Raw genomic sequence first — 25,009 nt, 5'->3', positions numbered from 1 at the left:
GCAACACATTGAAATCACATGATAGCCGCACATCGCCCGCGCTTGGTCTTTTGCGTTCTGGACGGCGTTGCGCGCGCCTTGCGGTGCCCGCACCGCGTCGTCCCGCGCGCCTTGCCAGATCACAAAATCCCGGCGCTCAGACGATGCCAGCTAAAGACAAACCGCTCTAAACCGCCTTGCGCGCCGTTGCGAGCGCCTCGGGCAGGGCGGCGGCGAAGGCGTCCAGTTCCTCGCCGCGCCCCGCGCTGACCCGGATGCACCGGTCGAGCCCCGGCGCCATGGGCTTGCGCACGAAGATGCGCCGCGCCGTCAATGCCCGCAGCACGGCCATGGCGAAGGCGCCGTCCGCCCCGCAATCGAGCGCGACGAAATTGGTCGCCGACGGCACCGCCGCAAGGCCGTTGTCGCGACCGATCCGGGCGATCCGCGCGCGCGCCTCGGCGATCCGTGCCACGGTCCGGGTCAGCCACGCTGTGTCGCCGAGCGCGGCCAGCGCCGCGCGCTGGGCGACGAGATTGACGCCGAAATGGTCGCGCACCTTGTCGAACGGCGCGATCAGGTCGCGATGGCCGAAGGCGTAGCCGCAGCGCAGGCCCGCAAGGCCGTGGGCCTTCGAGAAGGTGCGCAGGCGGATCAGGTTCTGCCGGCCCGTGTCGATCGCGGGCAGGGCGTCCGGCGGCGCCGTCTCGCCATAGGCTTCGTCCAGCACGATCAGCGTGGTTTCCGAGACCGCATCGAAGAAGCGCGCGAGCGCGGTGCCGTCCCACCATGTGCCCATCGGATTGTCGGGGTTTGAGACGTAGACGATCGCCGCGCGTTCCCGGGCGGTGCGCGCCGCGAGCGCGCCGAGATCCTCGCGGTCGTCGCGATAGGGCACGGCGACGAGCCGCGCCCCGTGGCCGGTGACGTGATAGCTGAAGGTCGGATAGGCCCCCAGCGACGAGACCACCGCCGCGCCGCGATCGGCGAAGATGCGCGCGATCAGCCCCAGAAGGCCATCGATCCCCGGCCCGACGACGGTCTCCTCGATGCGCACGCCCAGATGGCGGGCGATCCGCGCGCGCAGGTCCCAGCTTTCCGGATCGCCGTAACGCCAGACCGCGCCGGCCGCCGCTTCGATCGCCGCGACGGCGGCGGGCGAGGACCCCAGATTGCCCTCGTTGGCACCGATCCGGGCGCTGAAGGGGTTGCCGGTCTGGCGTTCGGTGCGCTCGGGCGCAACGAACGGAATGGTGGCGGGCAGGGCGTCGACGAGCGGGTTCGGGCGTGGCGGCATGGGCGCTTGGCGTGTGTTCGGATAGGGCGCTGATAGCAGATTTTGCGCCGGTGCGAAGCGCCGTCCCTCCGTCCGATATGACGTTCGCGGCCGGATGGATGACGGGGCGGGCCGCTCCGCTCCGGGAACGGCCGATGCCGTGAAATTCAAGGGCGCGCCGTCTTTGACCGGCGCACAATTCATGATAGGCCGTGCGTCGCGCGGAGAGGTGGCCGAGTGGTCGAAGGCGCTCCCCTGCTAAGGGAGTATACCCCAAAAGGGTATCGAGGGTTCGAATCCCTTCCTCTCCGCCACCCTGGAACAAAAGTGCGAACGCCGTTAGCCGCCGTTTCTGCGCCATTTGAAGCCGCTAGCACCCGCAGAAGGGTATTTTTCGATCCCATGATCCGGACTTCGAGTTCGGAAACCTCGACGCGCTGCGCAAGCGCGCGCAGATGATCCCGCCGATAACCGCCGTCGCTACCCCGCATCCGGCGGCGCGCGGCCTTGGCGAACTTGCCCAGTTGGGTCGCGGTGATGATCTGCCCGGCGTTCTCGACGGCCGCCCTGGAACGCTCGGCGTCGATGCGCGCCTGATCGCGCGTCGCCTTCAGTTCATCAATGCGCTCCTTGAGCGACGGATCGTCGAGATCAGCGACGCCGCTCTCTATGGCCGCGTAGAGTCGCTTCAACCGCGCTTCGGCTTCCGCCGCACGCCGGTTCAACTCCGCCGCCTGGGTGCGCCGGCGAGCGTCCTGTTCCTCGCGGCGGTCCAAATGCGACGTCAGCATATCGGCCAGTCGCTCGGGATCGAGCAGCCGCGTCTCCAGATGATCCGCAACCCGATGATCGAGCCGGTCCATCTTGATCGTTCGCCCCTCGCAGCCCGTCTTGCCCTGACGCGCTGCGATCGAGCAGGTGTAATAGCGATAGTGTTTGGCCTTGCCGGACGTGCGCAGAGTCATCGCGCCGCCGCAGTAGCAGATGCCGGTCACCCGCAAGCGCTTCTACACTCGATGACGTCGGTATTCTCAGCCGCGGCCTTGACGAAACAGGCGCACCAATATGTTATTGGTCCAGACCAATTATCTTAATGGTTTGCTAAAGGGGCCTTTGGCGCTTTGGAAAGCGATAGCAAGACAAGAGCGAACACCGAGTCGGCTTTGTCAGCCGTCCGTCTCTTCATCGACTCAGGGCGACTGCCGTCGGACGGGCGTTTGCCGCCTGAGCGCGAACTTGCTGCGGAGATCGGTTGCAGCCGACGCGCCGTTCGCAACGCCTTGGATTCACTTGAAAAACAGGGCCTGATCTGGCGCCGGCAAGGTAAGGGCACCTTTGCCGGTCAGCCACCTGATCCGACCGAAGTTCTGGCAGCGGAGATCGCTCCCAGCGTCGACCCTCTTGAGGTCATGGAAGCGCGTCTTTGCATTGAGCCGGCGCTTGCCGAGCTATGCGCGCTGAGAGCGACCGGTGAAGACGTCATGCGGTTTCGACAGCTGGCTTGGCGTGCATCTCACCCCGATGACGCGAGAACCGCCGAGTTTTGGGATGGCGCGCTCCACCGTGCAATCGCACGGACGGCAGGCAACAAGATCATGCTGACCTCATTCTCGCTTCTGGACGAGGTGCGACTGGGCGCCGACTGGGTCGAGAAGCGGCACCGTGCGCGCACGCCGGAGACGATGACGCTTTATGACGCGCAGCATGGCAGGATCATCGATGCCATCGAACGGCGGGACGGAAATGACGCATTCGAAGCGATGCGCGACCACCTATCGGCTTTGTCGGATAACTTAAAGCTGTCTCTTGAAGTGCATCTGAGAGGCGAGCCGGCGCAATGACGGGCATCGGTGCACCATTCGCGGAGGTCTATGGCCTGAGCGCCCGGATCGGAAACGCGCCGAACGTCCTACCTGTCCTCGAAACCAAAGAACGCTTCACGCAGCCGACAAAGATCTGCCGCGGGCAGACAGGCTATCCGACGTTGGCGCTCGCGCTGCGGCGCAATGGGCCCTCAGCTCGCGTTCGGACCGCGCATGCGTATTTGCTCCCGCCATCACGTAACCGCCAGCCGAGTAAAAAAGGAGACGTCATATGACCTTCGCCAAATATATGGGAGCTGCCGCAGTCCTTGCACTAAGCGCAGGCTTTGCACAGGCACAAGACCTGAGAATTGGCCTTCAGGAAGACCCCGATGTTCTGGATCCCGATCAGTCGCGGACCTTTGTGGGCCGGATCGTCTACGCGTCGCTGTGTGACAAGCTGGTCGACATCACGCCCGATCTAGAGATCATTCCGATGCTGGCCACCGGTTGGTCGTGGAACGATGACGGCACCGTGCTGACGATGACGCTGCGCGATGACGTGGTTTTCCACGATGGGACGCCGTTCAATGCCGAGGCGGTCGCAGCCAACATTGACCGGTCCAAGAACCTGGAAACCTCGCGACGTAAGTCGGAAGTGCGCTCCATTGAAAGCTGGAATGTGATCGATGAGTTCACCATCGAGATGACCCTCGCTGCGCCTGATGCGACGCTGATTGCTCAATTCGCCGACCGTTCGGGCATGATGCTGTCGCCGGCGGCTTTCAACGAAGCGGGCGAAGATTTTGGTCTCAACCCAGTCTGCGCCGGGCCCTTCAGCTTCTCTGAGCGCATCCAGCAGGATCGCATCGTGCTTGATAAGTTCGAGGACTATTACCGCGCCGATGAGATCGCTTTCGATAGCGTGACCTTCCTACCCATTCCCGATACGACCGTGCGCCTAGCGAACCTGCGTGCCGGCGACTTGGATATGTTGGAGCGCTTGGCTGCAACCGATGTTGGCTCGGCCGAAGCGGATGCAGGTCTGCAATTGGAGCGAGCAACTTCGCTTGGCTATCAAGGCATCACCATCAATGTCGGCAACGGCCCGCGTGCGGAGAACCCGCTCGGATCGAATGCCGACGTCCGCGAGGCCTTGTCGCTTGCGATCGACCGGGCGGTTCTCAATCAGGTGGTGTTTGAGGGTGCTTTCGCGCCAGGCAACCAGCCTTACTCGCCAACGTCACCTTGGTACAACGCGTCCTTCCCGGTGCCGGAGCGGGATGTCGAGGCTGCGCGGGCGCTTCTTGCCGAAGCAGGCTTTGCCGACGGCGTTGCCATCGAAGTGCAGGTGCCCAACAACCCAGTTCAGATCCAAGTCATGCAGGTCGTTCAGGCCATGGCTGGTGAAGCGGGGATCACCATTGAATTGGCGTCCAAGGAGTTTGCCACCCTGCTCGCCGATCAGTCGGCCGGCGAGTACACAGCCAGCCAAATCGGTTGGTCTGGCCGCGTCGATCCCGATGGCAACATCCACCAGTTTATGACCACCGGTGGCGGTATCAACGATTCCAAATACTCAAACGAGAGTATGGATCAGTTTCTCAATGATGCGCGTCTGTCGACCGATCCGGCAGTCCGCCGTGAAAGCTACAATGCAGCGATCGCTCTGCAGCAGGAAGATTTCCCGATCATCTATCTCTATCACCAAGTCTGGATCTGGGCTTTGGATGCCTCCATGCAGGGCTTTACGCCGTATCCCGACGGGATGATCCGTCTGCACGGTGTGACGCAGGCCGAATAGAAACCCGGAGCGGGGCCGAACCTTTCGGAGCTTCGGCCCGCATCCCCAAATCTTGAGACTGGTATCATGCTGACGTTTCTCGCGCGCCGTATCCTGATTGCGATCCCGACGATCATTTTGATCTCGATCTTCGTCTTCGGGCTGCAGAATCTTTTGCCCGGTGACCCCATTTTGGTCATGGCGGGCGAAGAACGCGATCCGCAGGTGATCGAGGCGTTACGCGAGAAATATCGCCTCAACGATCCAATTCCGATCCAATATCTCGCGTGGGCCGGGAACGCTCTACAAGGCGATCTCGGCATCTCGCTCCGAACCCAGCAGCCAGTTCTCGAACTGATCGGTGAGAAGCTGCCCGTTACCATTCAGCTCGCGGTAATGGCGCTCATCATCGCAATGGTCATCGGTATTCCGGCGGGTGTGATCTCCGCATACAAGAAGGGCACATGGATCGACTGGGTGGCGAATGTGATCGCCCTATCTGGATTGTCCGTGCCAAATTTCTGGCTTGGCATCATGCTGATCCTGCTGGTTTCGGTGCAGCTCGGCTGGCTTCCAGCTTCGGGTTACCAGCCCTTGGCGGAGGATCCGCTCCAATCCATCCGGACCATGCTCATGCCGGCCTTTGTGTTGGGAACGGCGCTCGCCGCCACGCTGATGCGCCACACGCGCTCGGCCATGTTGACTGTTCTGAAGTCGGACTATGTGCGGACCGCGCGCGCAAAGGGACTGAAGGAACAAACCGTCCTGACAACACATGCGCTGCGCAACGCACTTGTACCGGTTGTCACGGTGACGACCTTGCTTTTCGGTGAGCTGCTTGCCGGCGCTGTTCTGACCGAACAGATCTTCACCATTCCAGGCTTTGGCAAGTTGGTCGTCGACGCCGTCTTCAACCGCGATTACGCCGTCGTTCAGGGCATCATCTTGTGCACGGGGGTGGCCTTCATCGCAATGAACATCCTGGCCGATGCGGCGTATCGCGTCCTTAATCCAAGGATGACATCCACGTGAGCGCAGTCATCGATCCATCCTCAGCCTATGCTGCAGGCAGTGATGCGCTTGAACCCAAACAGCGAAGCCGCGCCTGGGCGAAGTTTCGCAGGAACCCTTCAGCGCTCTTGGGTGGTGCATTGGTTATATTCTTCATTGTGGTGGCGCTTCTCGCACCCTTTCTGCCGATCCCAGGCCCGGCGGAGACGGACTGGTCGGCCGTTCGACAAGGGCCAACTGCGGCCCATCCATTCGGGACCGATGAAATTGGCCGCGATGTGCTAAGCCGAATGGCTTGGGGCGCCCAGGCATCCCTCCTTGCGGGTGTTGTATCGGTTCTGATCGCGGTGCTGATCGGCGTGCCGTTGGGCATCTTGGCAGGCTATCTCAAAGGTTGGACGGACGCGGTCATCTCCCGCGTCACAGAAGCGCTGCTGGCAGCACCGTTTCTGATCATGGCCATTGCGCTGGCGGCCTTTCTGGGGCCATCGCTCACCAATGCGATGATCGCGATTGGTATTTCGGCGATTCCGATCTTCATCCGGCTTGCCCGTGGTCAGACGCTGTTGGTACTGACAGAAGACTATGTCGAAAGCGCTTGGGCCATCGGCGTTGGGCACATGGGCCTTATCTGGCGCTACATCCTGCCCAACATTTTCCCGCCGATCTTGGTGCAGGCAACGCTGACCATCGCGACCGCGATCATTGCCGAAGCATCTCTTAGCTTCCTCGGGCTCGGTCAGCAGCCGCCAGCTCCTTCGTGGGGCTCCATGCTGAACACGGCGAAGAACTTTCTCGAACAAGCGCCCTGGATGGCGCTCTATCCCGGCATGGCCATCTTTCTTGTCGTGCTGGGCTTCAATCTCTTGGGCGATGGACTGCGCGATGCGCTGGACCCGCGTGAAAGCTGACGTGAACCTATCATGACATTTACAACCCGTCCCGAGATTAAGGGCACCTTCGGCGTCTGCGCCTCGACACACTGGATCGCCTCTGCTGTGGGTATGAAGCTCCTTGAAGAAGGCGGAACCGCAGTCGACGCCGCCGCCGCCATGGGCTTTGTGCTGCATGTCGTGGAACCGCACCTCAATGGCCCGCTTGGCGACATGCCGGCCCTGATCCGCATGGCCGGGGATGACACGCCAACCGTTGTCTGCGGCCAAGGGGTGGCTCCAGCGGCCGCGACGATTGAGCGATACAAGTCCGAAGGGCTTGACATGGTTCCCGGCTCTGGGCTTCTCGCCACTGTGGTGCCCGGGGCGTTCGACGCTTGGATGCTCATGCTGCGCGATCACGGACGGTTGCCACTGCGCCGCATCCTGGAACCGGCCATCTACTACGCCCGTTTTGGTCATCCCGTCCTGCCTCGCGTTGCGGCGACCGTCGACGGACTGGCTGATTTCTTCCGCGAAGAGTGGCCGACCTCCCATGAAACATGGTGTCCAAATGGACATGCGCCGGCGCCCGAAAGCCTATTCTGCAATCCAGCGCTCGCCGACACATGGGAGCGACTTCTGACAGAGGCAGAGGCTGCGTCCGGTCGCGAGGCCCAGATCGAGGCGGCGCGCCGAGCTTTTTCGCAAGGCTTCATTGCCGAAGCGATCGACATCTATCTGCGCAATGCCTCGGTGATGGACGCGGCGGGCGGACGACGTAAGGGCGTCTTGACCGGCGCTGATATGGCCGGTTGGCAGGCGAGCTACGAAGCGCCGCTTTCAGTTGACTATGAGGGCTGGACGGTCTGGAAATGCGGCGCTTGGAACCAAGGGCCCTCCTTGCTTCAGTCGCTTCGCACCCTTGAAGCGGTCGGCATCGACGGCATCGATACGAAAGGCGCAGACTTCGTGCACCTCGTCACCGAAGCGCTGAAGCTCTCCTTTGCGGATCGCGAAGCCTATTATGGCGATCCCAACTACTCCGAAATTCCGGTCGAGACGCTTCTGTCTCGCGAATACGCTGCAACCCGGCGCGCACAAATCGGTGAGACGGCCTCGCTCGATTTCCGGCCTGGAGAGATCCCCGGCAAAGAGTCATGGGCCAAGGCCGCCTCGTTGCAAGCAGCCTCGGAGACAGAGGGTGGCCCTGGTATCGGGGCCGGCGAACCGACAATGGCGCATCTTACAGAACGGCGTGGTGACACGGTTCATATCGACGTGATCGACCGTTGGGGAAATGCTGTCTCCGCAACGCCATCGGGAGGCTGGCTGCAATCGTCACCGGTCGTACCGGGGCTTGGCATGCCGCTCAACTCACGTGCTCAAATGTTCTGGCTGGATGATGGCCGCCCCACCTCCCTTGCACCTGGACGGCGCCCCCGGACGACCATCTCGCCCTCCATGGCCGAAGCCCCCGATGGAACGCGTCATGCTTTTGGTACGCCTGGCGGCGACCAGCAGGATCAGTGGCAACTCATTTTGTTCCTGCGGCTCGTTCATGCTGCGCTCAATCTCCAAGAAGGGATTGACGCGCCCCTATTTCACACGGGCCACCTTCAATCTTCATTTTATCCGCGCGGTATTCGACCGGGTCATCTGATGATCGAACCAGCTTTTGGCGCGGACGTGATCGAAAACCTCAGGTGCCGCGGTCATGAAATCGACCTGGCCGAACCTTGGACGGTTGGGCGGCTCACGGCAGCTTGCCGGACACCAGATGGACTATTGAAAGCCGCCGCAACACCGCGCCTGATGCAGGCCTATGCCGTCGGCCGATAGGGGAGCAGCCATGACCTATTCAATCGTCGCCCGCCATCGGGAAACCGGCCATCTGGGGATCGCTGTCGCATCACGCTTCTTCGCAGTTGGCGCGCTCGTTCCGCATATCCGGTCCAGTAAATGCGCCGTCGCCACGCAAGCCTTCGTCAACCCGCTGTGGGGGATTGAAGCGGCAGATCGGATGGCAGCAGGCGAAATGTCGGCGGATGTGCTGGCTGATCTGGTGAGCCGCGACGGTAACGAGAAACAGCGGCAAGCGCACATGATCGATGCGTCAGGTGTTTCGGTCGCGCATACCGGCGCCGAGTGCATAGATTGGTGCGGCCATGTGATCGGTGATGGTGTCTCTGTCGCTGGTAACATGCTTGCTGGCGAAGCCGTTGTTGGCGAAACGCTGGCAGCGTACGAGGCCAACCGCAAACAGCCGTTCGCCGAGCGTTTGATGACGGCGATGGAAGCGGGCGCGGCGGCAGGCGGCGACAAACGCGGCACACAGTCTGCCGCGCTGGTAATCCATCGAGACGAGCCTTATCCATGGCTCGATCTCCGAGCGGATGATCACCCCGACCCGCTGGCCGAATTGCGCCGTCTCTATGACGTCGCACACGAGCGGTTCATCCACTTTGCGGCGGCCATGCCGACGGTTGAGACCTTCTCAGGCCTTGCCGATCGCGCGCCGCTGGATGCCGCGATTGCGGACGAGGAGGCGCGCCGCAAACGGGAAGGCCGCGTCAGCCAATCCTTCGCGACACCGCTATGACCGAGCCCATTCTCTCGGTACGCAATCTGAAAAGCTCGTTTCTGACGGGCGATGGGCCCAAGCAGATCCTCAAGGGTATCTCGTTCCACATTGGCAAAGGCGAGACCCTCGCCGTGGTGGGTGAATCGGGATCGGGCAAAAGCGTCATGGCCTTATCCATCATGGGCCTTCACCCGCCCAAAACGATACGCCAAAGCGGCGCCATCCACTTCAATGGGCGCGACCTTCTGCTGGCAACACAAGCCGAGATGCGGCAGATCCGCGGCAATGAAATTGCCATGATCTTCCAGGAGCCCATGACATCGCTCAACCCGGTGTTGACGGTGGGCCGCCAGCTGATCGAACCGCTTCTCTTACATCGCCACATGTCTATGGACAGTGCGCGCGAGGAAGCAAAGAGGCTCCTCGATAAGGTGCGCATCCCGGCGGCCACATCTCGCCTCGACGATCATCCGCATAATTTCTCGGGCGGTATGCGCCAGCGCGTGATGATCGCCATGGCTTTAGCCTGTCAGCCCAAAATGCTGATCGCCGATGAGCCGACGACCGCACTTGATGTGACGATCCAAGCGCAGATTCTTGATCTGCTCAAAGACCTTCAGCGTGAGGAGGGGATGGCAATGATGTTCATCACCCACGATATGGGGGTGGTGGCGGAAGTGGCAGACCACGCATTGGTCATGTACAAAGGCGAAGCGGTCGAGTGCGACACGACTGAGACGATTTTTGCATCGCCCCGACAGCCCTATACCCGCGCGCTTTTGGCTGCTGTGCCACGCCTGGGCTCGATGGTTGGGCGGCGCACGCCCGCGCGCTTTGCCATCGTCGACCAGACGACGGGGCTTGCCGATCCTGAGGGCGAAAGGGACCATCCTGCTGCACCCGACGCGACCCTGCTTGCTGTCGACAAGCTGGTTACCCGCTTTGCGATCAACAAGGGCTTCTTGGGCCGGTTGAGCGGCCGCGTTCACGCGGTGGAGAACGTCTCTTTCAGTGTCCGTCGCGGCGAAACGCTCGCGCTTGTGGGAGAATCCGGTTGCGGCAAGTCGACCACCGGCCGTTCGATTGTCCAGCTGGCCAACCCCGACAGCGGCTCCATCAGCTTGGACGGAAGCGAGCTGACGGGTCTCGGCCCCAAGGCATTGCGAAAGAAACGCCAGGACATTCAGATTATCTTTCAAGACCCCTTTGCGAGCCTTAACCCGCGCATGCAGATCGGAGATGCCATCGCGGAGCCCTTGCTTGTCAACGGGTTGGCCTCGCCCGAAGACGCGCGAAAGAAGGTTGCAGCCTTGCTCGAAGAGGTCGGCTTGGAAAGCGCCATGATGGGCCGCTACCCGCATGAGTTCTCCGGCGGGCAGAGGCAGCGGATTTGCATCGCCCGCGCTCTATCGGTCGAACCCAAGATCATCATCGCTGATGAAGCTGTCTCGGCCTTGGACGTCTCGGTGAAGGCACAGGTCGTCAACTTGATGATGAAGCTCCAGGAAGCGCGCGGTGTTTCCTATCTTTTCATCAGCCATGATATGGCAGTGGTGGAGCGCATCAGTCACCGCGTTGCGGTCATGTATCTCGGCGAGATCGTGGAAGTCGGCTCCCGTCAGGCGATTTTTGAGAACCCGCAGCACCCCTATACCAAACGCCTTTTGTCGGCCGTACCCATCCCCGATCCGGAGCGCCGGAACGAGCGACACCGCTTGTCTGAACGCGAGATCTCAAATCCGATCCGACCGTTGCGCTTCATTCCGCAAGACCGGACCTACATCGATGTTTCGGAGGACCATCGCGTCATGGAGTGGGGTGATGAATGGAAGGCCGCGAGCTGACGGGTAAAGCTTGACTGCGTCTCAAAGAAATCCGCCTGCAACCTGCTGCTCTAATCAGGAGCCCAACCAAACATCCGATACTCGACTTAAGAGTCGATGACGGCGTATCTCTGGACAACAAGTTGCAATATCTCCTTGGGCGGACACGGATGCGCCGCCAGAGGAAGCAGGCTTTAGCTTCGGGGCAAAGTTTCATGTCATTGCAGCATGAGCAACGCCAACCCATTTCGCTGCTTCAAGACCTCATCAAAGATCATCCGCCTAGCGGTCATGGTGTACGTTCAGTTTCCTTTGTCTTTGAGGAACGGCGGGAACCTGCTGCATGAATGCGGCATCGACGGTAGCCACAAGACAGTGCGCTATGGATGCAACAGCTTGGTCCTCTGTTTGCAACAGAGATCAAGAAACGTCGTATTGAGGGTGTGCGCTCAAGCGCGCGCAGATGATCCCGCCGATAACCGCCGTCGCTACCCCGCATCCGGCGACGCGCAGCCTGGGCGAATTTGCCCAGTTGGGTCGCGGTGATGATCTGCCCGGCGTTCTCGACGGCCGCTTTGGCGCGCTCTCTTTGCAAAAGTTTGAAAGCCTCCCCTAGCCGCGACGTTCTTTTCATGATAGATGTTATGATATAACATAACATTCTCCGATCGAGATCGGCTCGCAGTACGTTGATGCTGCCGGCCATCCAGCCAACCAGAAAGACACCATGTCACCAGACAGCCGCCTTCCCGTGACCGTGCTCTCCGGCTTTCTCGGCGCCGGCAAGACCACGCTTCTGAACCGCATTCTCAACAATCGCGAGGGCCGTCGCGTCGCCGTGATCGTCAACGATATGTCCGAGGTGAACATCGACGCCGACCTTGTGCGCGCCGATACCGAACTCAGCCGCACCGACGAGACACTGGTCGAGATGTCGAACGGCTGCATCTGCTGCACGCTGCGCGATGACCTTTTGGCCGAGGTGCGGCGCCTGGCGGGCGCGGGTCGATTTGACTATCTGCTGATCGAGTCGACCGGCATTTCCGAGCCGCTTCCCGTGGCGGCGACCTTCGACTTCCGGGACGCGGAGGGCCATAGCCTGTCGGACGTCGCCCGGCTCGACACCATGGTCACGGTGGTCGATGCGGTGAACCTCCTGGGCGACTATTCGAGCCACGATTTCCTGCGCGAGCGTGGCGAGACGCTGGGCGAGGGCGACGAGCGCACGCTCGTCCATCTTCTGACCGACCAGATCGAGTTCGCCGATGTCGTCGTCCTCAACAAGGTCGATGACGCCGACCCCCGTCAGGTGGATGCCGCCCGCAAGATCATCCGCAGTCTCAATGCCGATGCGCGCATCATCGAAACCAGCTTCTCCGACGTTGCCGCCGGGGCGATCCTGGACACCGGCCTGTTCGATTTCCAGAGGGCGCATGAGCATCCGATGTGGGCCAAGGAGCTTTACGGCTTCGCCGACCATGTGCCCGAAACCGAGGAATATGGCGTTGCTTCCTACGTCTATCGCGCCCGCCGGCCGTTCCGCCCGCAGGCGATCAACGATGTGCTGAACGCAAACATGCCCGGTGTGATCCGTGCCAAGGGCCATTTCTGGATCGCCACGCGCCCCGACATCGTCGCCGAGTTCTCGCTCGCCGGCGCGCTGTCGAGCGTGACGCCGCTCGGCACCTGGTGGGCCTCCGTGCCCAAGGACAAATGGCCGGACCACGACACCGCGCGCGCCTACATGAGGTCGCACTGGCAGGAGCCCTGGGGCGATCGGCGCCAGGAGATCGTCTTTATCGGTTCGGGCATCGACTGGTCATGGCTCAAGGCGCGGCTCGATGCGGCGCTTTGCCCCGAACGATTGGCGCCTTCACCCGATGCGCTGCCCGACCTTCCCGATCCATTCCCGGCCTGGCATCGCCAGTCCGCAGCCTGAGGAGACCGACGATGAAACCGATACTCGCCCTGACCGCAGCTTTGGTGGCTGCCGGACCGGCAATCGCCGCTGACGCGCATCGCTACCGGCTGCTGGTCGCCGATGCCGAGGCGCCACGGGTCCATGTTGCCGATATCGGAGCCGGCGCGGCGCCGGTCGCCTTTGACCTGGCTTCGCCCGCGCGGCTCTATCTGGGGCCCGACGGCCGCCATGCCTGGGCCATACAGCGGGACGCCGGCCTGGTTCAGCTCATCGACACGGGCTTGATCGAAGAGGATCACGGCGATCATTCCGCTCTGATCCTGGCGGATCCGGCTCTGCTCCCCGCGACCGTTTCCGGCGAACGGCCCGTTCACTTCAATATGGGCGGGGACCGCGTGGCCATCTTCTGGGATGGCACCGGCGTTGCGACTTTGCATGACGCATCCGCCGCCGCAACCGGCGACCTTTCAGCCCTCCAGGCGATCAAAACCGGCAAGCCGCATCACGGCGTGGCGGTGCCGGTCGGCGAATTCACCATCTCCACCGTCGCGCCCGATGGCGAGGGACTGCCCGATGCGCTCGCCGTGATCGGGCCGGACGGTGACGAACGGTCCCAGGTGGGCTGTTTCAACCTGCATGGCGAGGGCAAGGCCGCAGGCTATATCGCCTTTGGGTGCGAGGATGGCGTGGCCGTTTCCGACACGGCGGTCACGCCTGCTCAAGGCCGGTTCATGGCCTATCCCGACGATGCGCCTGACGGCGGCATGGTCCGCACCTTGCTGAGCCCGAGCGATGCGTTGGCGCTGGTCGGCGATTTCGGTTTGAAACGCCTCGTTGTGTTCGATCCTTCATCCCAGACAGGTGATTTTGTCTTTGCGGAACTGCCGGCGCCACGGATGGCATTTGCAAGCGACGGTGCTGGAAAGATCGGTTTCGCCATGCTCGCCGATGGTCGGATGGCGCGGTTCTCAGCGCTCACCGGCCGGATGCTTGGCGAAGCGAGGGTCATCACGGACGCCTACTCCATGGAGCGCGGCGTCGTGCGGCCCATGATCGCCGTCGCTGGCGACCGGGTCGCAGTCTCCGACCCGGCGGCCGGACAGGTGGTGCTTGTCGATGCCGAAACCCTTGAGGTGATCGACCGTCTCGATATTGGCGGGCAGCCACGATCATTGCTGCTGCTTGCCGCCGAGGTCGAGCACGAACATTGAGGTGACGGCACCTTGTCGCCCGGACTAGAGCGGTTTGTCTTTAGATGGAATCGTCTGAGCGCCGGGATTTTGCGATCTGGCAAGGCGCGCGAGACGACGCGGTGCGGGCACCGCAAAACGCTCCGGCACAACGGCCGGAAAAGTCACAAGACAGGCAAACACCGTCTCGACCGCCTGTCGAAAAAGCGCACCGCGCCTGCATCCACATCGAGATGCACGGTTTCGCCCGGGGAGATCTTTTGCCGTTGATGGGACAGGATGACGACTTCCTGATTTTCCATCCGCGCGTGAATCTGGGTTTCCGAGCCCATGGGTTCGATGACGGTCACGGCTGCCGCTGCGCCTTTATCGGCGATTATGAAATGCTCCGGCCGTACGCCCATAACCACATCGGAACCGGCGGGAAGGTTGCTTGCGTTGATCGCAATCCGCGTCCCGCCCGGCAAGGTGAACACCGTCCCATTGTCCTGGCTTTCGAGCTTTCCCGCCAGAAAGTTCATGGACGGCGATCCGATGAAGCCGGCAACGAACATATTGGCCGGACGGTCGTAGACATCCAGGGGCGCGCCGATTTGTTCGATGCGGCCGTCGCGCATCACCACGATCCGGTCCGCCATGGTCATCGCCTCCACCTGATCGTGGGTGACATAGATCATCGTGGTCGAAATGCGCTGATGGAGCGCCTTTATCTCGGCGCGCATCTGCACGCGCAGTTTGGCGTCGAGATTGGACAGGGGTTCGTCGAACAGGAACGCTGTGGGATCCCGTACGATCGCGCGCCCCATGGCGACACGCTGGCGTTGCCCGCCCGACAATTGCCGGGGATAGCGGCCCATGAGATCGGCCAGACCGAGAATTGACGCCGCATTGCCCAGCTTCTCGTTTATCTCGTCTTTGTCCACCCGCGAAAGGCGAAGCGAAAAGCCCATGTTCTCGGCCACGGTCATGTGCGGATAGAGCGCGTAGTTCTGAAAAACCATCGCGATATTGCGCTCCTTGGGCGATTGTTCATTGACGATCCGGCCGCCAATGCGAATCTCCCCTTCCAGCGTGTCCTCCAGTCCGGCGATCATCCGAAGCAGCGTGGATTTCCCGCAGCCGGACGGCCCGACCAGAACGATGAACTCGCCGTCCTCCACCGCAAGCGAGATATCGTGCAGAACGGCGAGGTTCCCATACGATTTGCCGATACCGTCTATCTCGACAGATCCCATGACAACATTCCTTCCGGGTAGCGCATTTCTCGTGATCTTCGCTTCACGCGCAATGCTCCAACTCTTTGATTATGAGCATGTCCTTGTCCGAAAACCGCATGCGCTTTTCGGGAACATGCCCTGGGTGAAATCTCTTTTCGGGCGCATGATCCGCCCAGGCGGTGCAAAACCGGTTGCCGTGCCTTGCCCTTTGCGGCCGCCGATGGGCGCCTTGGGTGTCCGGGTCCGATCAGACCTGCGCGCATGACAGGTCCTTCAGCCCGTGCCCGGTCGCAACCACCAGAACGGTCTCGTCCGGCGCGATCGTGCCGTTCGCCAGCATGTCCCCGATGGCGCCGATGGTGACCGCCGCGCTTGGTTCGACGACAAGTCCCTCCGTCGCCGCCAGCTTGCGAGCGGCATCGGCGATCGCTTCCTCGCCGACGGCGACCGCGCATCCGCCGAACGCCCTGATCCAGTCCAGCGTGTAATCCCCGTCGCGCTCGTAACCGGCCAGCGTGTCGTTCAGGGCCGAGGCTATCGAAGGCTGGTGCGCCCAGGCGCCGACCGTTGTGTTTTCGTTGAAAGCGCGCGCGATCGGTGCGCAGTTCCGCGCCTGGACGGCGACCGGGCGCGGCACCTTGGCGATCAGGCCCTGCGCCTTCATCCGGCCGTACCCCTTCATCATGCCGGCGAGAAGCGGGCCGCTGGCGATGGGCATCAGGACGACATCGGCCTCGATATCGGCCGTTTCATAGGCGATGGTCGCATAGGCTTCGACCCCGTAGGGGTTGTGAAACGTCGTCGTCACATTTGTCAGCCTGTGCTCACGCGCCAATCGCTGAACCATCCGGCACGTATCGCTCGTGGTCCCCTCGACGGTGATCAGCTCGGCACCGCATATGGCGATCTGACGCAGTTTGGCCTCGGGCGTGCGCGCCGGCACGAGCACCTTGACGGCCAGCCCGGCCCTTGCGGCATAGGCCGCCGCGGAGGCGCCGGCGTTTCCGCTGGAGGACAAGACCAGCCCGTCCCGTTCGTACTGGAGCGCAAGCGACACCGTCAGCGCCATTGCCCGGTCCTTGAATGAGCCGGTCGGCATGATCGAATCGTTCTTGATCCAGAAACTGGACAGCCCGAGCCGTTCGGCCAGCCTGTCGCATTTCAGGAGCGGCGAATGCGCCTCTCCAAGCGATACACGATGGCGCGGGGCGCAATATGGCAGGAACGCGGACCAGAGCCATATGCCGGTTTCGCCGGCACGGCGGTCTCCGCCTGCTCCCGGATACCCGTCCGTTTCCCGATAGATGACATCGACAATGCCGTCACAGCGCGCGCAAGTCGACGGCATGCTGGCAATCGATGTGCTCCAGCCACAGGACGTGCAGCGCAACGTCTCCGGATCGGCAACGGCCTGTTCCATCAAACCTGTCCCAGCCTCCCACGATGTTCCCTTCAAGCCGGGTGCCACCAGCGCCCCGCAACGACCAGGCCGTCCGCTGACAGCCGCCGATCGGTTTCAAGGACCTCGCCTTCGACGTCCTCAAGCCCGAACCGGCCGTCCTTCAGCGGGAGAATGGAAGCGTCTCCGACGGCTCCCCGGCGGAAGGTGCCCCGTTCCGGCCGATCGATGATGGTTGCCGCGTTGACGGTCGACCGGGCGATGACCTCGCAAAGCGGCATGCCGAAACCATTCGCCGGTCTGCCTCTTTCCGGGGCGGTGTCGTCCTACCCGGCGCCGTCCCGCTTCGTCGTGACGGTAATCGTCTTGAGTTCGGTCATCGCTTCGAGCGTGTGAATGCCGCCAAGGCGGCCAAGTCCGCTCTTGGAGCCGGGCGCGCCGCCGAAGGGCAGGTGTATTTCCCAATAGGTGCTGGCCGCATTGATGTTGGCGATACCGGCCGGTATCGATCTGGCGACCGACAGGCCGCGCGCGACATCGGCGGTGAAGATTCCAACACTCAGTCCGTAATCGTCCTCGCAGGCGAGCCGAACGGCGTCGGCTTCGTCGCCGAAGGTCACGATTGGGACAACGGGACCGAAGGTTTCCTCGCGATTGACGCGCATGTCCGGCGTGACGCCTGTCAGCACCGTCGGCTCGAAGAACAGCTCGCTCCCCAGATCCGGCCGCGCCTTGCCGCCGACAAGGGCCTTCGCCCCGCCCGCCAGCGCCTCATCCACATGTTCCTTGACCTTTGCGGCCACTTTGGGGTTGTTGAGCGGTCCCATGGTTGTGCCCTGGTGAAACGGATCTCCCAGAACCTGCTCGCGCGCATGGTCGGCGATCTTCTCGGCGAGCGGTTCCGCAATGGCTTCCTGCGCCAGGACGCGACCGGTCGCCGCGCAGACCTGGCCGGCATTGTAGAAGGCTCCGCCGGCGGCCGCCGCCGCCGCCTCGTCGAGGTCGGCGTCTTCGAACACCACGAGGGGACCATTGCCGCCAAGTTCGACAAGCATGGCCTTGCCGGCGCCGCGTTGCGCGATGCGCTGTCCCGTCGCCGTGCTGCCGGTGAAGCCGATCCCGGCGATCAAGGGGTGAGTGACCACGGCATCGCCAACGGTCGGCCCCTCGCCGATGACGAGATTGACGACGCCTTTGGGCAGGCCAGCCGAATCGATGGTCGCCATGAGCTCTGCGGCAACGAGCGACGTCGAGGGAGCGGGCACCCAGACCACGGCGTTGCCGGTGGCGATTGCCGGGGCGAGATATTCAACGGGAATATTGACCGGAAAATTCCATGGCGTGATGATGCCGTAGACGCCACGGGGTTGCCTCACCGTCATGACGATCTTCGTGGGGTCCTCGACCGGCTGCGTCGTTCCGCCCATGTGCTTGACGAGTTCGGCGGCCATGCGAAACCCGCTCGCGGCCGCCGAAACCTCGCCGGCCGCCTCGCTCTTGATCTTGCCTTGCTCCATGGACAGAACGCGGGCGATCTGCTCGCGCGCGGCATCGATCTTTTCGGCGATGGCCATGCACATCGCGGCACGCTCGAACGCCGTCCTCGCCGCCCAGCCCGGAGCGGCCGAACGCGCAAATGCACACGCCCGATCGACCACCGCGCGGTCGGACTTCGGAATGTGCCCGATGACCTCGCCGGTCGAGGGATTTACGGCCGATATCAGCTCCTCCGCCTCGACCCAGGCTCCGCCTATGAAGTTTCCCACCCGCTTCATGGTCCAGTCCCCCCTTGTTCCTCGTCCACAACGGCTCACCTTGCGCTTTGCCGTCTCTCAAGCCAGCTGCGGCCGACGGCACGGCCGTGCGACACGGACACAGGCGATCCGATACGGTCGGTCCGGCGACCGGCCAGCGCGCAAGGGCCGCAAGCACGGTCAGGATCACCTCGGGCATCGCGCACGCGCCAAAAAGGCAGCGATCAGAGCCTTCGCTTCACATTCGGCGTGCGATGCAGTTTCTGCTGGATGAGCAGCCTTTCGAGCCGAATATGCCCGGTCAGGGTGTGATGGGCAAGGGATTTTTTATTTTTTGCCTCACTTTCTGAGATTTGAGGCATGCAAATTTAGAAAAAAACAAAAAAATGATATGAAAATAAAAAAATTATAATCGCATCAATCGCTGAGCGGCTTGGGCTCGTCGCTGTCGCGCAATGCGGAGACATGACGCACGATGCGTCGAAGTTTTTCGCGAGCCCGGCTTTCGGGGTGAACCGCTGTCGTGAACGCGAGCAGGTCGACGGCGATCAGGAAGGCGAAGCGAAGGCTTGTCGCATTCAGCACTTCGCGGTCCTCGCTGACATCGACGGCCAAAAGCTGATCGACGGCTTCGGCAACCGGGGTGTCGGGGGGCGCAAGACCTATGGTGGTCGCGCCATAGTCACGGGCGATGGATATGGCGCGCAGCAGCTCTTTGTTCGCGCCGCTCAAGGAACTGCACAGCACCACATCCCCGCTCTCCATCGTCGCGGCGAGCATGACCTGCATTTGATGGTCGCTCGACGGCACCACGCGCAGCCCCAGTCTGAAGAAGCGGTTTTTGATCTCCTCGACCAGCCAGGATGAAACGCCGCCGCTGCCGAAGGCATAGAGCGTACGACACCCGATGATTGTCTCGACGATGTTTTCGGCCGCCCGCAAATCCAGATTGTGCCGGGCTTCCGATATCGCGCTTTGGGCGCGTTTCACGACGCGCTCCATGACCTCTTCGATCGTTTCCGGCGGCGTCGGCGGCTCCAGATAGCGAATGCCTATCCGCATCGAGCCCATGATCTTCAGCTTCAGATCGCGCAGGCCGTCGCACCCGAGCGAATTCGCGAACCGTGCGATTGTCGGCGCCGACACGCCAAGCCAGGGAATAAGCTCTTCAACCGGCTTTTCCACGAATGTGCGCGGATCGGTCAGTATCGCATTGGCGATCTTCTTGCGGGATTTGGAGAACGTATCTTCACGGTCGACGATAAGCGCGATCACGTCGGACGGCGAACCGACTGGCTGCGGCCTTGCGTCCTTCTTGGCGGCATCGCCTTGGTCGGGGGGCTGAGTGGCTTCGGACATGGCTGTTTCCAGGATGAAAGCGTTCAGCCCCAAGGGGTGGCGGAATCGCCTTATGCAGCGATCCGCCATGGAGGAAAAGTCTGCGGAACAAGTTTTGCACGGACGCGCCGGGGCCATGCGGCCGCCAGAGCCGCAATGAAGCGATCGAAAGCCTCGGTCGCAGCGCCGGCGATCAAGTCCACGAGGACACCCGAACCTGCTCCGCCCTCCCTCCGGGGCGGTGGACATAAAGGGCCAATGAGCCGAATTCGTTCATTGAATTTCTTTTCTATATCAAAAATTGAGATTTTCGCATCAAAATTTTCAGATTTCATCAAAAAATGAAATGAAAATAAAAATAAGCTTGCCTCATGAAAAATCGGCGGGCATATTGAATGCTGCTTAAGGGCTTGTTTGCGCGCTTTTCGGACGCTGCCGGGCTGGAACTGCGGGCTTGTCGCCCTGGGGCGTCGGGCGGCAGCCGCGGCAGCCCTGCTCTCTTGCCGCAGATCCATTTCCGGGACACTTGGGAGGTAACTGGATGTACAGGACGAAGCAATCAGGGTCGAGGAAATCGAGCCGCAGGGACGTTCTGCAAGCCGGCGGCGCGCTGGCGCTTTTGGGTGCGTTTCCCTTTGGCGCGGCCAACCCGGCGCGGGCCGATGATGGCCAGACGATCGTCGAGATGCTGGCTTGGGATTTCCAGCCCAATACCATCAATGAGCTTGTCGCGGGATGGGAGGCGAGGGGGCTCGGAAAGGTCGATCTCGCGATCATTCCGAATCTCGGCTATTCGGCCGCGTTGCAGACCCGGTTGCGGGGCGGCGCGCAAATCGACGTATACTACAATTTCGGCTACAACTCGCAGAAATTCATAAGGGAGGGCTGGGCGGCAAGTCTGAACGGCCTTCCCGATGTCGATGCTCTTATGGCGGACATGTATGAAAGCGCCCGCGAGCGGCATGTTAATGCGGCGGGCGACATCATCAGCGTCCCGTATTTCTCCGCGGTTTACATGCTGCAATATAATGAGCGCATGCTGAGCCAGGCCGGAATCGAAAGCCCGCCCCAGACGCTCTGGCAGATTTACGAGGCCAGCAAAGCCCTGCGGTCGGCCGGTATCGTCGAGGCGCCCTATCGCGCCTATTGGGTCAAGGAGTTTTGCGAGGAGTATCTGATCACGTACCTGCTCAACGAGGGCATCACGCCTTTCGACGCCGAAGGCGCGCCGGTGTTTGCGGACGACCCCAAGACGCGGGACGTCTTTGAATGGTGGCAGACGATGTATCGCGAGGAATTGGCGCCCAAATCGTTGCTGAACGATGATCCAAGCAAGATGTCGACTGAAATGGCGCAGGGCGATGCCGCGCTCTTTGTCTTCCATCACTACTTCCTGACCAAGGTCCGTGATTCGGCGGGACCCGAAACCGGGCATGTTCGGCAATCTCCCATCGGCGGGGACAATCACACGTTGCAGATCGGCGAGGTCTTGCAGATGGGAGAGATCGAGAGCGACAGGACGCGCGCCGCCGCTTGGGATCTCATGAAATACTATGGATGGAGGGATGAGAACCGCAAGTTCGCGGTGTTTACCCAGTGGGCCAGGGCGGCCGGCCTTGCCGCGCCCTATCCCGACTTCTTCACCGATCCCGACGTGGTCGCCGTGTTTCCGGACTATTACGATCTGCCTTTGATCGCCGAGACATTCAAAACCGGTTCCAAGGTCGTCCCGGCGCGCACGCTGCCCTGGTATCCGACCTTCCAGCTGCGGGTGGGCGACCTCGTGCACGCCATGCTCTTGGGGCAATCCACGCCGGCGCAAGCCGTGGGCGATCTGGCGGACGCCGCTGTTGCCGCGCTCAGGAACAGGACGCTCTGAGTTCTTGGGAGCCGGGCTCGATCTGGCAAAACAACCCAAACGGCTCCCGCGTTCGGCGGGCGCCTCGTTATGTGCATGGACGTGGGGCGGCTTGCCTTGGCTCGAAAATCGGACCGCTGGTTTGGATTGCAATTGACGGCGCCGGCGGGCGTCATCCTTGGGGTGCTGCTCGTCGTCCCCACGGCGATGACGATCGTCTACAGCTTCCACGATGTGCCGGCCAATGTCGGCTCCCTTGGAGAGTTCGTCGGCCTTGAGCACTACGCGATCATCCTGTCGAGCGAGATATTCTGGCATTCGGTTTGGGTGACGCTGGTCTTTGCGACCGGCTTTGTCGTGCTGTCGACCGTGTTCGGCCTCGGCATGGCGTTGCTTCTCAATGAGAGTTTCGTGGGGCAGGGCGTGGCCCGGGCGCTTCTCATCATTCCCTGGGCGACGCCTTGGCTGGTGATCGGAATATTATGGCGATGGTTTGTCGACGGCAGCGTCGGCGGACTGAATGCGCTCCTCATGCATGCGCGCCTCATCGAGGACTATCACGATTTCCTGGCGGATCCGGGCTGGGCTCTGACCATGACGATCCTGGCCGCGGTCTGGCGACAAGCCAGCTTCGCCGGCATCCTCATCCTGTCGGGTTTGCAGACCCTGCCAAAGGAGCTTGGCGAGGCGGCCGCCATCGACGGCGCCGGTTCCTGGCATCGGTTCGTTTACATCACGCTGCCCTGGCTGCGGTCCATCCTGATCACCGTGATCGTCTTCAATGTCATCTACGCCTTCTTGCAGTTCGACGTCATCTTCGCGATGACGCAAGGTGGTCCGGGCGATGCCACGCAGGTGTTGAGCATCCTGATCTATCGGCAGCTTTTCGGCGTCACCAATATCGGTCTCGGCTCCGCCCTTTCGGTCCTATTGAGCCTGGTCGCTCTTGCCGGGGGCCTGATCGTCGTCAAGCTGGTGCAAAAGAGGGAGGGCATGTAGCCATGTCGAACCGGCGGCAAATCCCCGTCCGGGCGCGAGCGAGCCGCGGCAAGCCAAACCGCCGCTCCCTGGCCATGTCGATCGTGTTTTATGCCGGCATCGTCCTGTTCGGGCTGTGGATCCTGCTGCCGGTCTGGTTTCTGGTCATGTCGAGCTTTACGACGCTCGGTCAATTGAGCGTAAGGCCGTTTCCGCTGATCCCCGACCAGATGACGCTCGAAAACTATTACTCGGTATTGACCGGTTCGACGGGGGACGAGGCGTTCGGCAGCATCGATGTCGGAGCGAGGCTGGTGCCGGCGATCGGACAAAGCCTGCTGGTGAGTTCCTTGCTTGTCGGCTTGAACCTGCTGATCGCGGGCTGGGCCGCCTACGGCCTGTCGCGTTATCCGTTCACCGGCGCGCGGGCGTTCGAACTGTCGGTGATCGCATCGCGCGTCGTGCCGGCGATTGCGATCATCGGCCCGTTTTTCGTCGCCTTTCGCGTTTTCGACATGCTCGACACGCCATGGGCGCTGCTGATCAGCTACAACATATTCACCCTTCCCATCGCCATACTGGTCCTGAAGAACTATTTCGACCAGCTGCCGCGCGAGATAGAGGAGGCCGCCAAGATCGACGGCGCCTCGCGCATGCTCACGCTTTGGATCATCGTGGTGCCCATAGCAAAGCCCGGCCTGGTCGCCGCAGGCGTTCTGATCTTCCTGGAGGCCTGGGGCGAGTTCTTCTACGCGCTGGTGCTCACCAACCAGTTGACGGTGCCTCCGCTCCTGGCCGGCTTTCAATCCGTGCAGCAGTTCAACTGGAACACGCTCGCCGCGGCGACGGTCATGTCGATGCTCCCTCCAATCGTTCTGGCATTCGTTTTCCAGCGCTATGTCGTCAATGCGCTCACGGCGGGGGTCGGCAAGTGATATGGTTCAAGTGATATGGTTCAAGCGATACCGTTTGCGGGCCGCACTAGAGCGTTTCCGCGTTTCATGGAAACGCAGCTCCGCTCTACTCTTTTGTTTTGTCGCTTGTCTTATCGGCTCCGGTGATTCCACCTTCGCCGGACGCACTCTAAGCGGCCCGCGCCGGCGGTGGCGAACCATTCGCGTGCCCGGCCTTTTCGTTCGCAGGTGGCCGCACCGGCTTGGAAAATGGTTAATCGAAGGGAAATGACAGTCGTTGCGCTGCCGTAACGCCGTGTGCCCCCTAACCGATGTGAAGCGATTTTCGTCGCCGGTGAGCGGCCGCCTTGGAGGGTCGAGGCGCCAGCGAACGACACTTGGTGCATTCGCCGTGAAAGATTCCGGAAAGGTTTGCGCTCTTAATATTCGTGCCTAGGTTGTGGTGACGCATTAGCGAATGGCTGCGTGGCGCGGCAAGTCGTCGGTTTCAGGAGCGAGGACGCAGGACATGCAGCGCATAGTCGAGGACGACAGAGGCCAAAATGGCGGATGTGCCGTGCCAGGCGGTCAACCGGCAATATGTCCCCACGGACCTTAGGGCACAAATCGAAAGCATGGGCTCAGGCATGAGTGAGCGCAGCATGGTCGACATGGCGAGCCGATTGGAATCGGGCCTATCACCGCCCGAGTTTGCAGACCGGGTGCAATCGCACATTCAAACCCTGGACAGGCTGTCGCAGAACCTGAAGGGCCTGGGCATGGGCAAGGCGGAAATCGACAGCCATGTGACGGGCATCCTCGACGTCTACCAAAGCGAACTGACCAAGGCGATCGCGCGCCTGAACGGCGAAGGCTGATCGGCGGCATTGGCCGGGATGCGCATGAAGCCTCACGGTGGGGAATCATGGAGGGGACAATGACCAGTAGTGAAGAAGCGCGTTTGGCCAACCTCCACTCGTACAACGTGCTGGATACCGAGCCGGAGGAATGTTTCGACCGCATCACGCGCGTCGCCAAATCCGCGCTCCGCGTACCGATCGCCCTTGTCTCCCTCGTCGATGCCGACCGCCAATGGTTCAAGTCAAAACAGGGCCTGGAGGCGGACGAAACCCCCCGAGAAATCTCGTTTTGCACCTATGCCATCCGCGAGGACATCCCTTTCATCGTCGACGATGCGACAAAGGATGACCGTTTTCGGAACAATCCGCTCGTCACCGGCAATCCCAACATTCGTTTCTATGCCGGCATTCCGCTCAAGACCCCCAAGGGCTTCAATCTGGGAACGCTCTGCGTCATCGATATGGTGCCGC

The 25,009-nt window shown here is 61.8% G+C and carries 21 protein-coding genes, 1 tRNA gene and 1 pseudogene; 16 read left to right on the top strand and 7 right to left on the bottom strand.

Annotated elements, in window-relative coordinates:
• Nucleotides 1–166: 166 nt before the first annotated feature.
• Nucleotides 167–1,276 carry a pyridoxal phosphate-dependent aminotransferase gene (locus tag AC5E6L_RS03025; protein ID WP_491771193.1) on the bottom strand — a complete coding sequence of 370 codons (1,110 nt, stop codon included), beginning with the start codon at nt 1,274–1,276 and terminating at the stop codon, nt 167–169.
• A 202-nt stretch (nt 1,277–1,478) separates the two neighbouring features.
• Between AC5E6L_RS03025 and AC5E6L_RS03020 the strand changes: the two genes are divergently transcribed.
• Nucleotides 1,479–1,569, top strand: a tRNA-Ser gene (locus AC5E6L_RS03020).
• Nucleotides 1,570–2,142: 573 nt separating this feature from the next.
• Here AC5E6L_RS03020 and AC5E6L_RS03015 read toward each other — a convergent pair.
• Nucleotides 2,143–2,220: pseudogene (locus AC5E6L_RS03015) on the bottom strand (hypothetical protein); the annotation flags it as partial.
• A 156-nt stretch (nt 2,221–2,376) separates the two neighbouring features.
• Between AC5E6L_RS03015 and AC5E6L_RS03010 the strand changes: the two are divergent.
• From AC5E6L_RS03010 to AC5E6L_RS02965, 10 genes are all read left to right on the top strand, one after another.
• Entirely contained in the window at nt 2,377–3,096 is a 720-nt protein-coding gene (locus tag AC5E6L_RS03010) for a FadR/GntR family transcriptional regulator (protein ID WP_491228669.1), read from the top strand.
• Nucleotides 3,097–3,349: 253 nt separating this feature from the next.
• The gene (locus tag AC5E6L_RS03005; RefSeq protein ID WP_491228668.1) at nt 3,350–4,861 is read left to right on the top strand and encodes an ABC transporter substrate-binding protein; all 1,512 of its coding nucleotides are present in this window, start codon (nt 3,350–3,352) and stop codon (nt 4,859–4,861) included.
• Nucleotides 4,862–4,927: 66 nt separating this feature from the next.
• On the top strand, nt 4,928–5,872 hold the full coding sequence (locus tag AC5E6L_RS03000) for an ABC transporter permease (RefSeq protein WP_491228667.1): 945 nt from the start codon (nt 4,928–4,930) through the stop codon (nt 5,870–5,872).
• 8 nt (nt 5,873–5,880) lie between these two features.
• Entirely contained in the window at nt 5,881–6,762 is an 882-nt protein-coding gene (locus AC5E6L_RS02995) for an ABC transporter permease (RefSeq protein ID WP_491228672.1), read from the top strand.
• Between the two features lie 9 nt (nt 6,763–6,771).
• Nucleotides 6,772–8,565, top strand: coding sequence for a gamma-glutamyltransferase family protein (locus AC5E6L_RS02990; protein ID WP_491771195.1), 1,794 nt, complete (start codon nt 6,772–6,774; stop codon nt 8,563–8,565).
• 10 nt (nt 8,566–8,575) lie between these two features.
• Complete coding sequence (locus AC5E6L_RS02985) at nt 8,576–9,325, top strand: DUF1028 domain-containing protein (protein WP_491228666.1); 750 nt, start codon at nt 8,576–8,578, stop codon at nt 9,323–9,325.
• Nucleotides 9,322–11,151: an ABC transporter ATP-binding protein gene (locus AC5E6L_RS02980; protein WP_491228665.1), complete on the top strand. Its 1,830-nt coding sequence runs from the start codon at nt 9,322–9,324 to the stop codon at nt 11,149–11,151. Before AC5E6L_RS02985 ends, AC5E6L_RS02980 begins: the two co-directional genes overlap by 4 nt.
• 442 nt (nt 11,152–11,593) lie before the next feature.
• A complete protein-coding gene (locus AC5E6L_RS02975; protein ID WP_491771189.1) occupies nt 11,594–11,746 on the top strand; it encodes a hypothetical protein in 153 nt (50 codons plus the stop codon).
• Nucleotides 11,747–11,857: 111 nt separating this feature from the next.
• Entirely contained in the window at nt 11,858–13,069 is a 1,212-nt protein-coding gene (locus AC5E6L_RS02970) for a GTP-binding protein (protein ID WP_491228663.1), read from the top strand.
• Between the two features lie 11 nt (nt 13,070–13,080).
• Nucleotides 13,081–14,262 carry an NHL repeat-containing protein gene (locus AC5E6L_RS02965; RefSeq protein ID WP_491771186.1) on the top strand — a complete coding sequence of 394 codons (1,182 nt, stop codon included), beginning with the start codon at nt 13,081–13,083 and terminating at the stop codon, nt 14,260–14,262.
• Between the two features lie 143 nt (nt 14,263–14,405).
• Here the strand turns inward: AC5E6L_RS02965 and AC5E6L_RS02960 are convergent, their stop codons facing one another.
• From AC5E6L_RS02960 to AC5E6L_RS02940, 5 genes are all read right to left on the bottom strand, one after another.
• Complete coding sequence (locus AC5E6L_RS02960) at nt 14,406–15,476, bottom strand: ABC transporter ATP-binding protein (protein ID WP_491771184.1); 1,071 nt, start codon at nt 15,474–15,476, stop codon at nt 14,406–14,408.
• Between the two features lie 229 nt (nt 15,477–15,705).
• Nucleotides 15,706–16,878 (bottom strand): threonine synthase, encoded by a 1,173-nt coding sequence (locus tag AC5E6L_RS02955; RefSeq protein WP_491771182.1) that lies wholly within the window; start codon nt 16,876–16,878, stop codon nt 15,706–15,708.
• A gap of 32 nt (nt 16,879–16,910) precedes the next feature.
• On the bottom strand, nt 16,911–17,138 hold the full coding sequence (locus AC5E6L_RS02950; protein ID WP_491228659.1) for a hypothetical protein: 228 nt from the start codon (nt 17,136–17,138) through the stop codon (nt 16,911–16,913).
• 45 nt (nt 17,139–17,183) lie between these two features.
• Complete coding sequence (locus AC5E6L_RS02945; protein WP_491771180.1) at nt 17,184–18,632, bottom strand: aldehyde dehydrogenase family protein; 1,449 nt, start codon at nt 18,630–18,632, stop codon at nt 17,184–17,186.
• Nucleotides 18,633–19,028: 396 nt separating this feature from the next.
• The gene (locus AC5E6L_RS02940) at nt 19,029–19,970 is read right to left on the bottom strand and encodes a MurR/RpiR family transcriptional regulator (protein ID WP_491229819.1); all 942 of its coding nucleotides are present in this window, start codon (nt 19,968–19,970) and stop codon (nt 19,029–19,031) included.
• 433 nt (nt 19,971–20,403) lie between these two features.
• Here AC5E6L_RS02940 and AC5E6L_RS02935 point away from each other — a divergent pair, with 433 nt between their 5' ends.
• The 5 genes from AC5E6L_RS02935 to AC5E6L_RS02915 form a co-directional block, all read left to right on the top strand.
• Complete coding sequence (locus AC5E6L_RS02935; RefSeq protein ID WP_491229818.1) at nt 20,404–21,828, top strand: ABC transporter substrate-binding protein; 1,425 nt, start codon at nt 20,404–20,406, stop codon at nt 21,826–21,828.
• Nucleotides 21,829–21,960: 132 nt separating this feature from the next.
• Entirely contained in the window at nt 21,961–22,806 is an 846-nt protein-coding gene (locus AC5E6L_RS02930) for a carbohydrate ABC transporter permease (protein WP_491229817.1), read from the top strand.
• Nucleotides 22,807–22,880: 74 nt separating this feature from the next.
• Complete coding sequence (locus tag AC5E6L_RS02925) at nt 22,881–23,720, top strand: carbohydrate ABC transporter permease (RefSeq protein WP_491229816.1); 840 nt, start codon at nt 22,881–22,883, stop codon at nt 23,718–23,720.
• Nucleotides 23,721–24,325: 605 nt separating this feature from the next.
• Nucleotides 24,326–24,556: a hypothetical protein gene (locus AC5E6L_RS02920; RefSeq protein WP_491229815.1), complete on the top strand. Its 231-nt coding sequence runs from the start codon at nt 24,326–24,328 to the stop codon at nt 24,554–24,556.
• Nucleotides 24,557–24,615: 59 nt separating this feature from the next.
• Nucleotides 24,616–25,009, top strand: a 394-nt coding sequence (locus AC5E6L_RS02915; protein ID WP_491771176.1) for a GAF domain-containing protein, incomplete at its 3' end; no start/stop codon positions are given.

Source organism: Roseitalea sp. (genome assembly GCF_984466335.1).
Note: the sequence above shows the minus strand (reverse complement) of the source record. Positions and strands in the feature narration are given on the sequence as shown.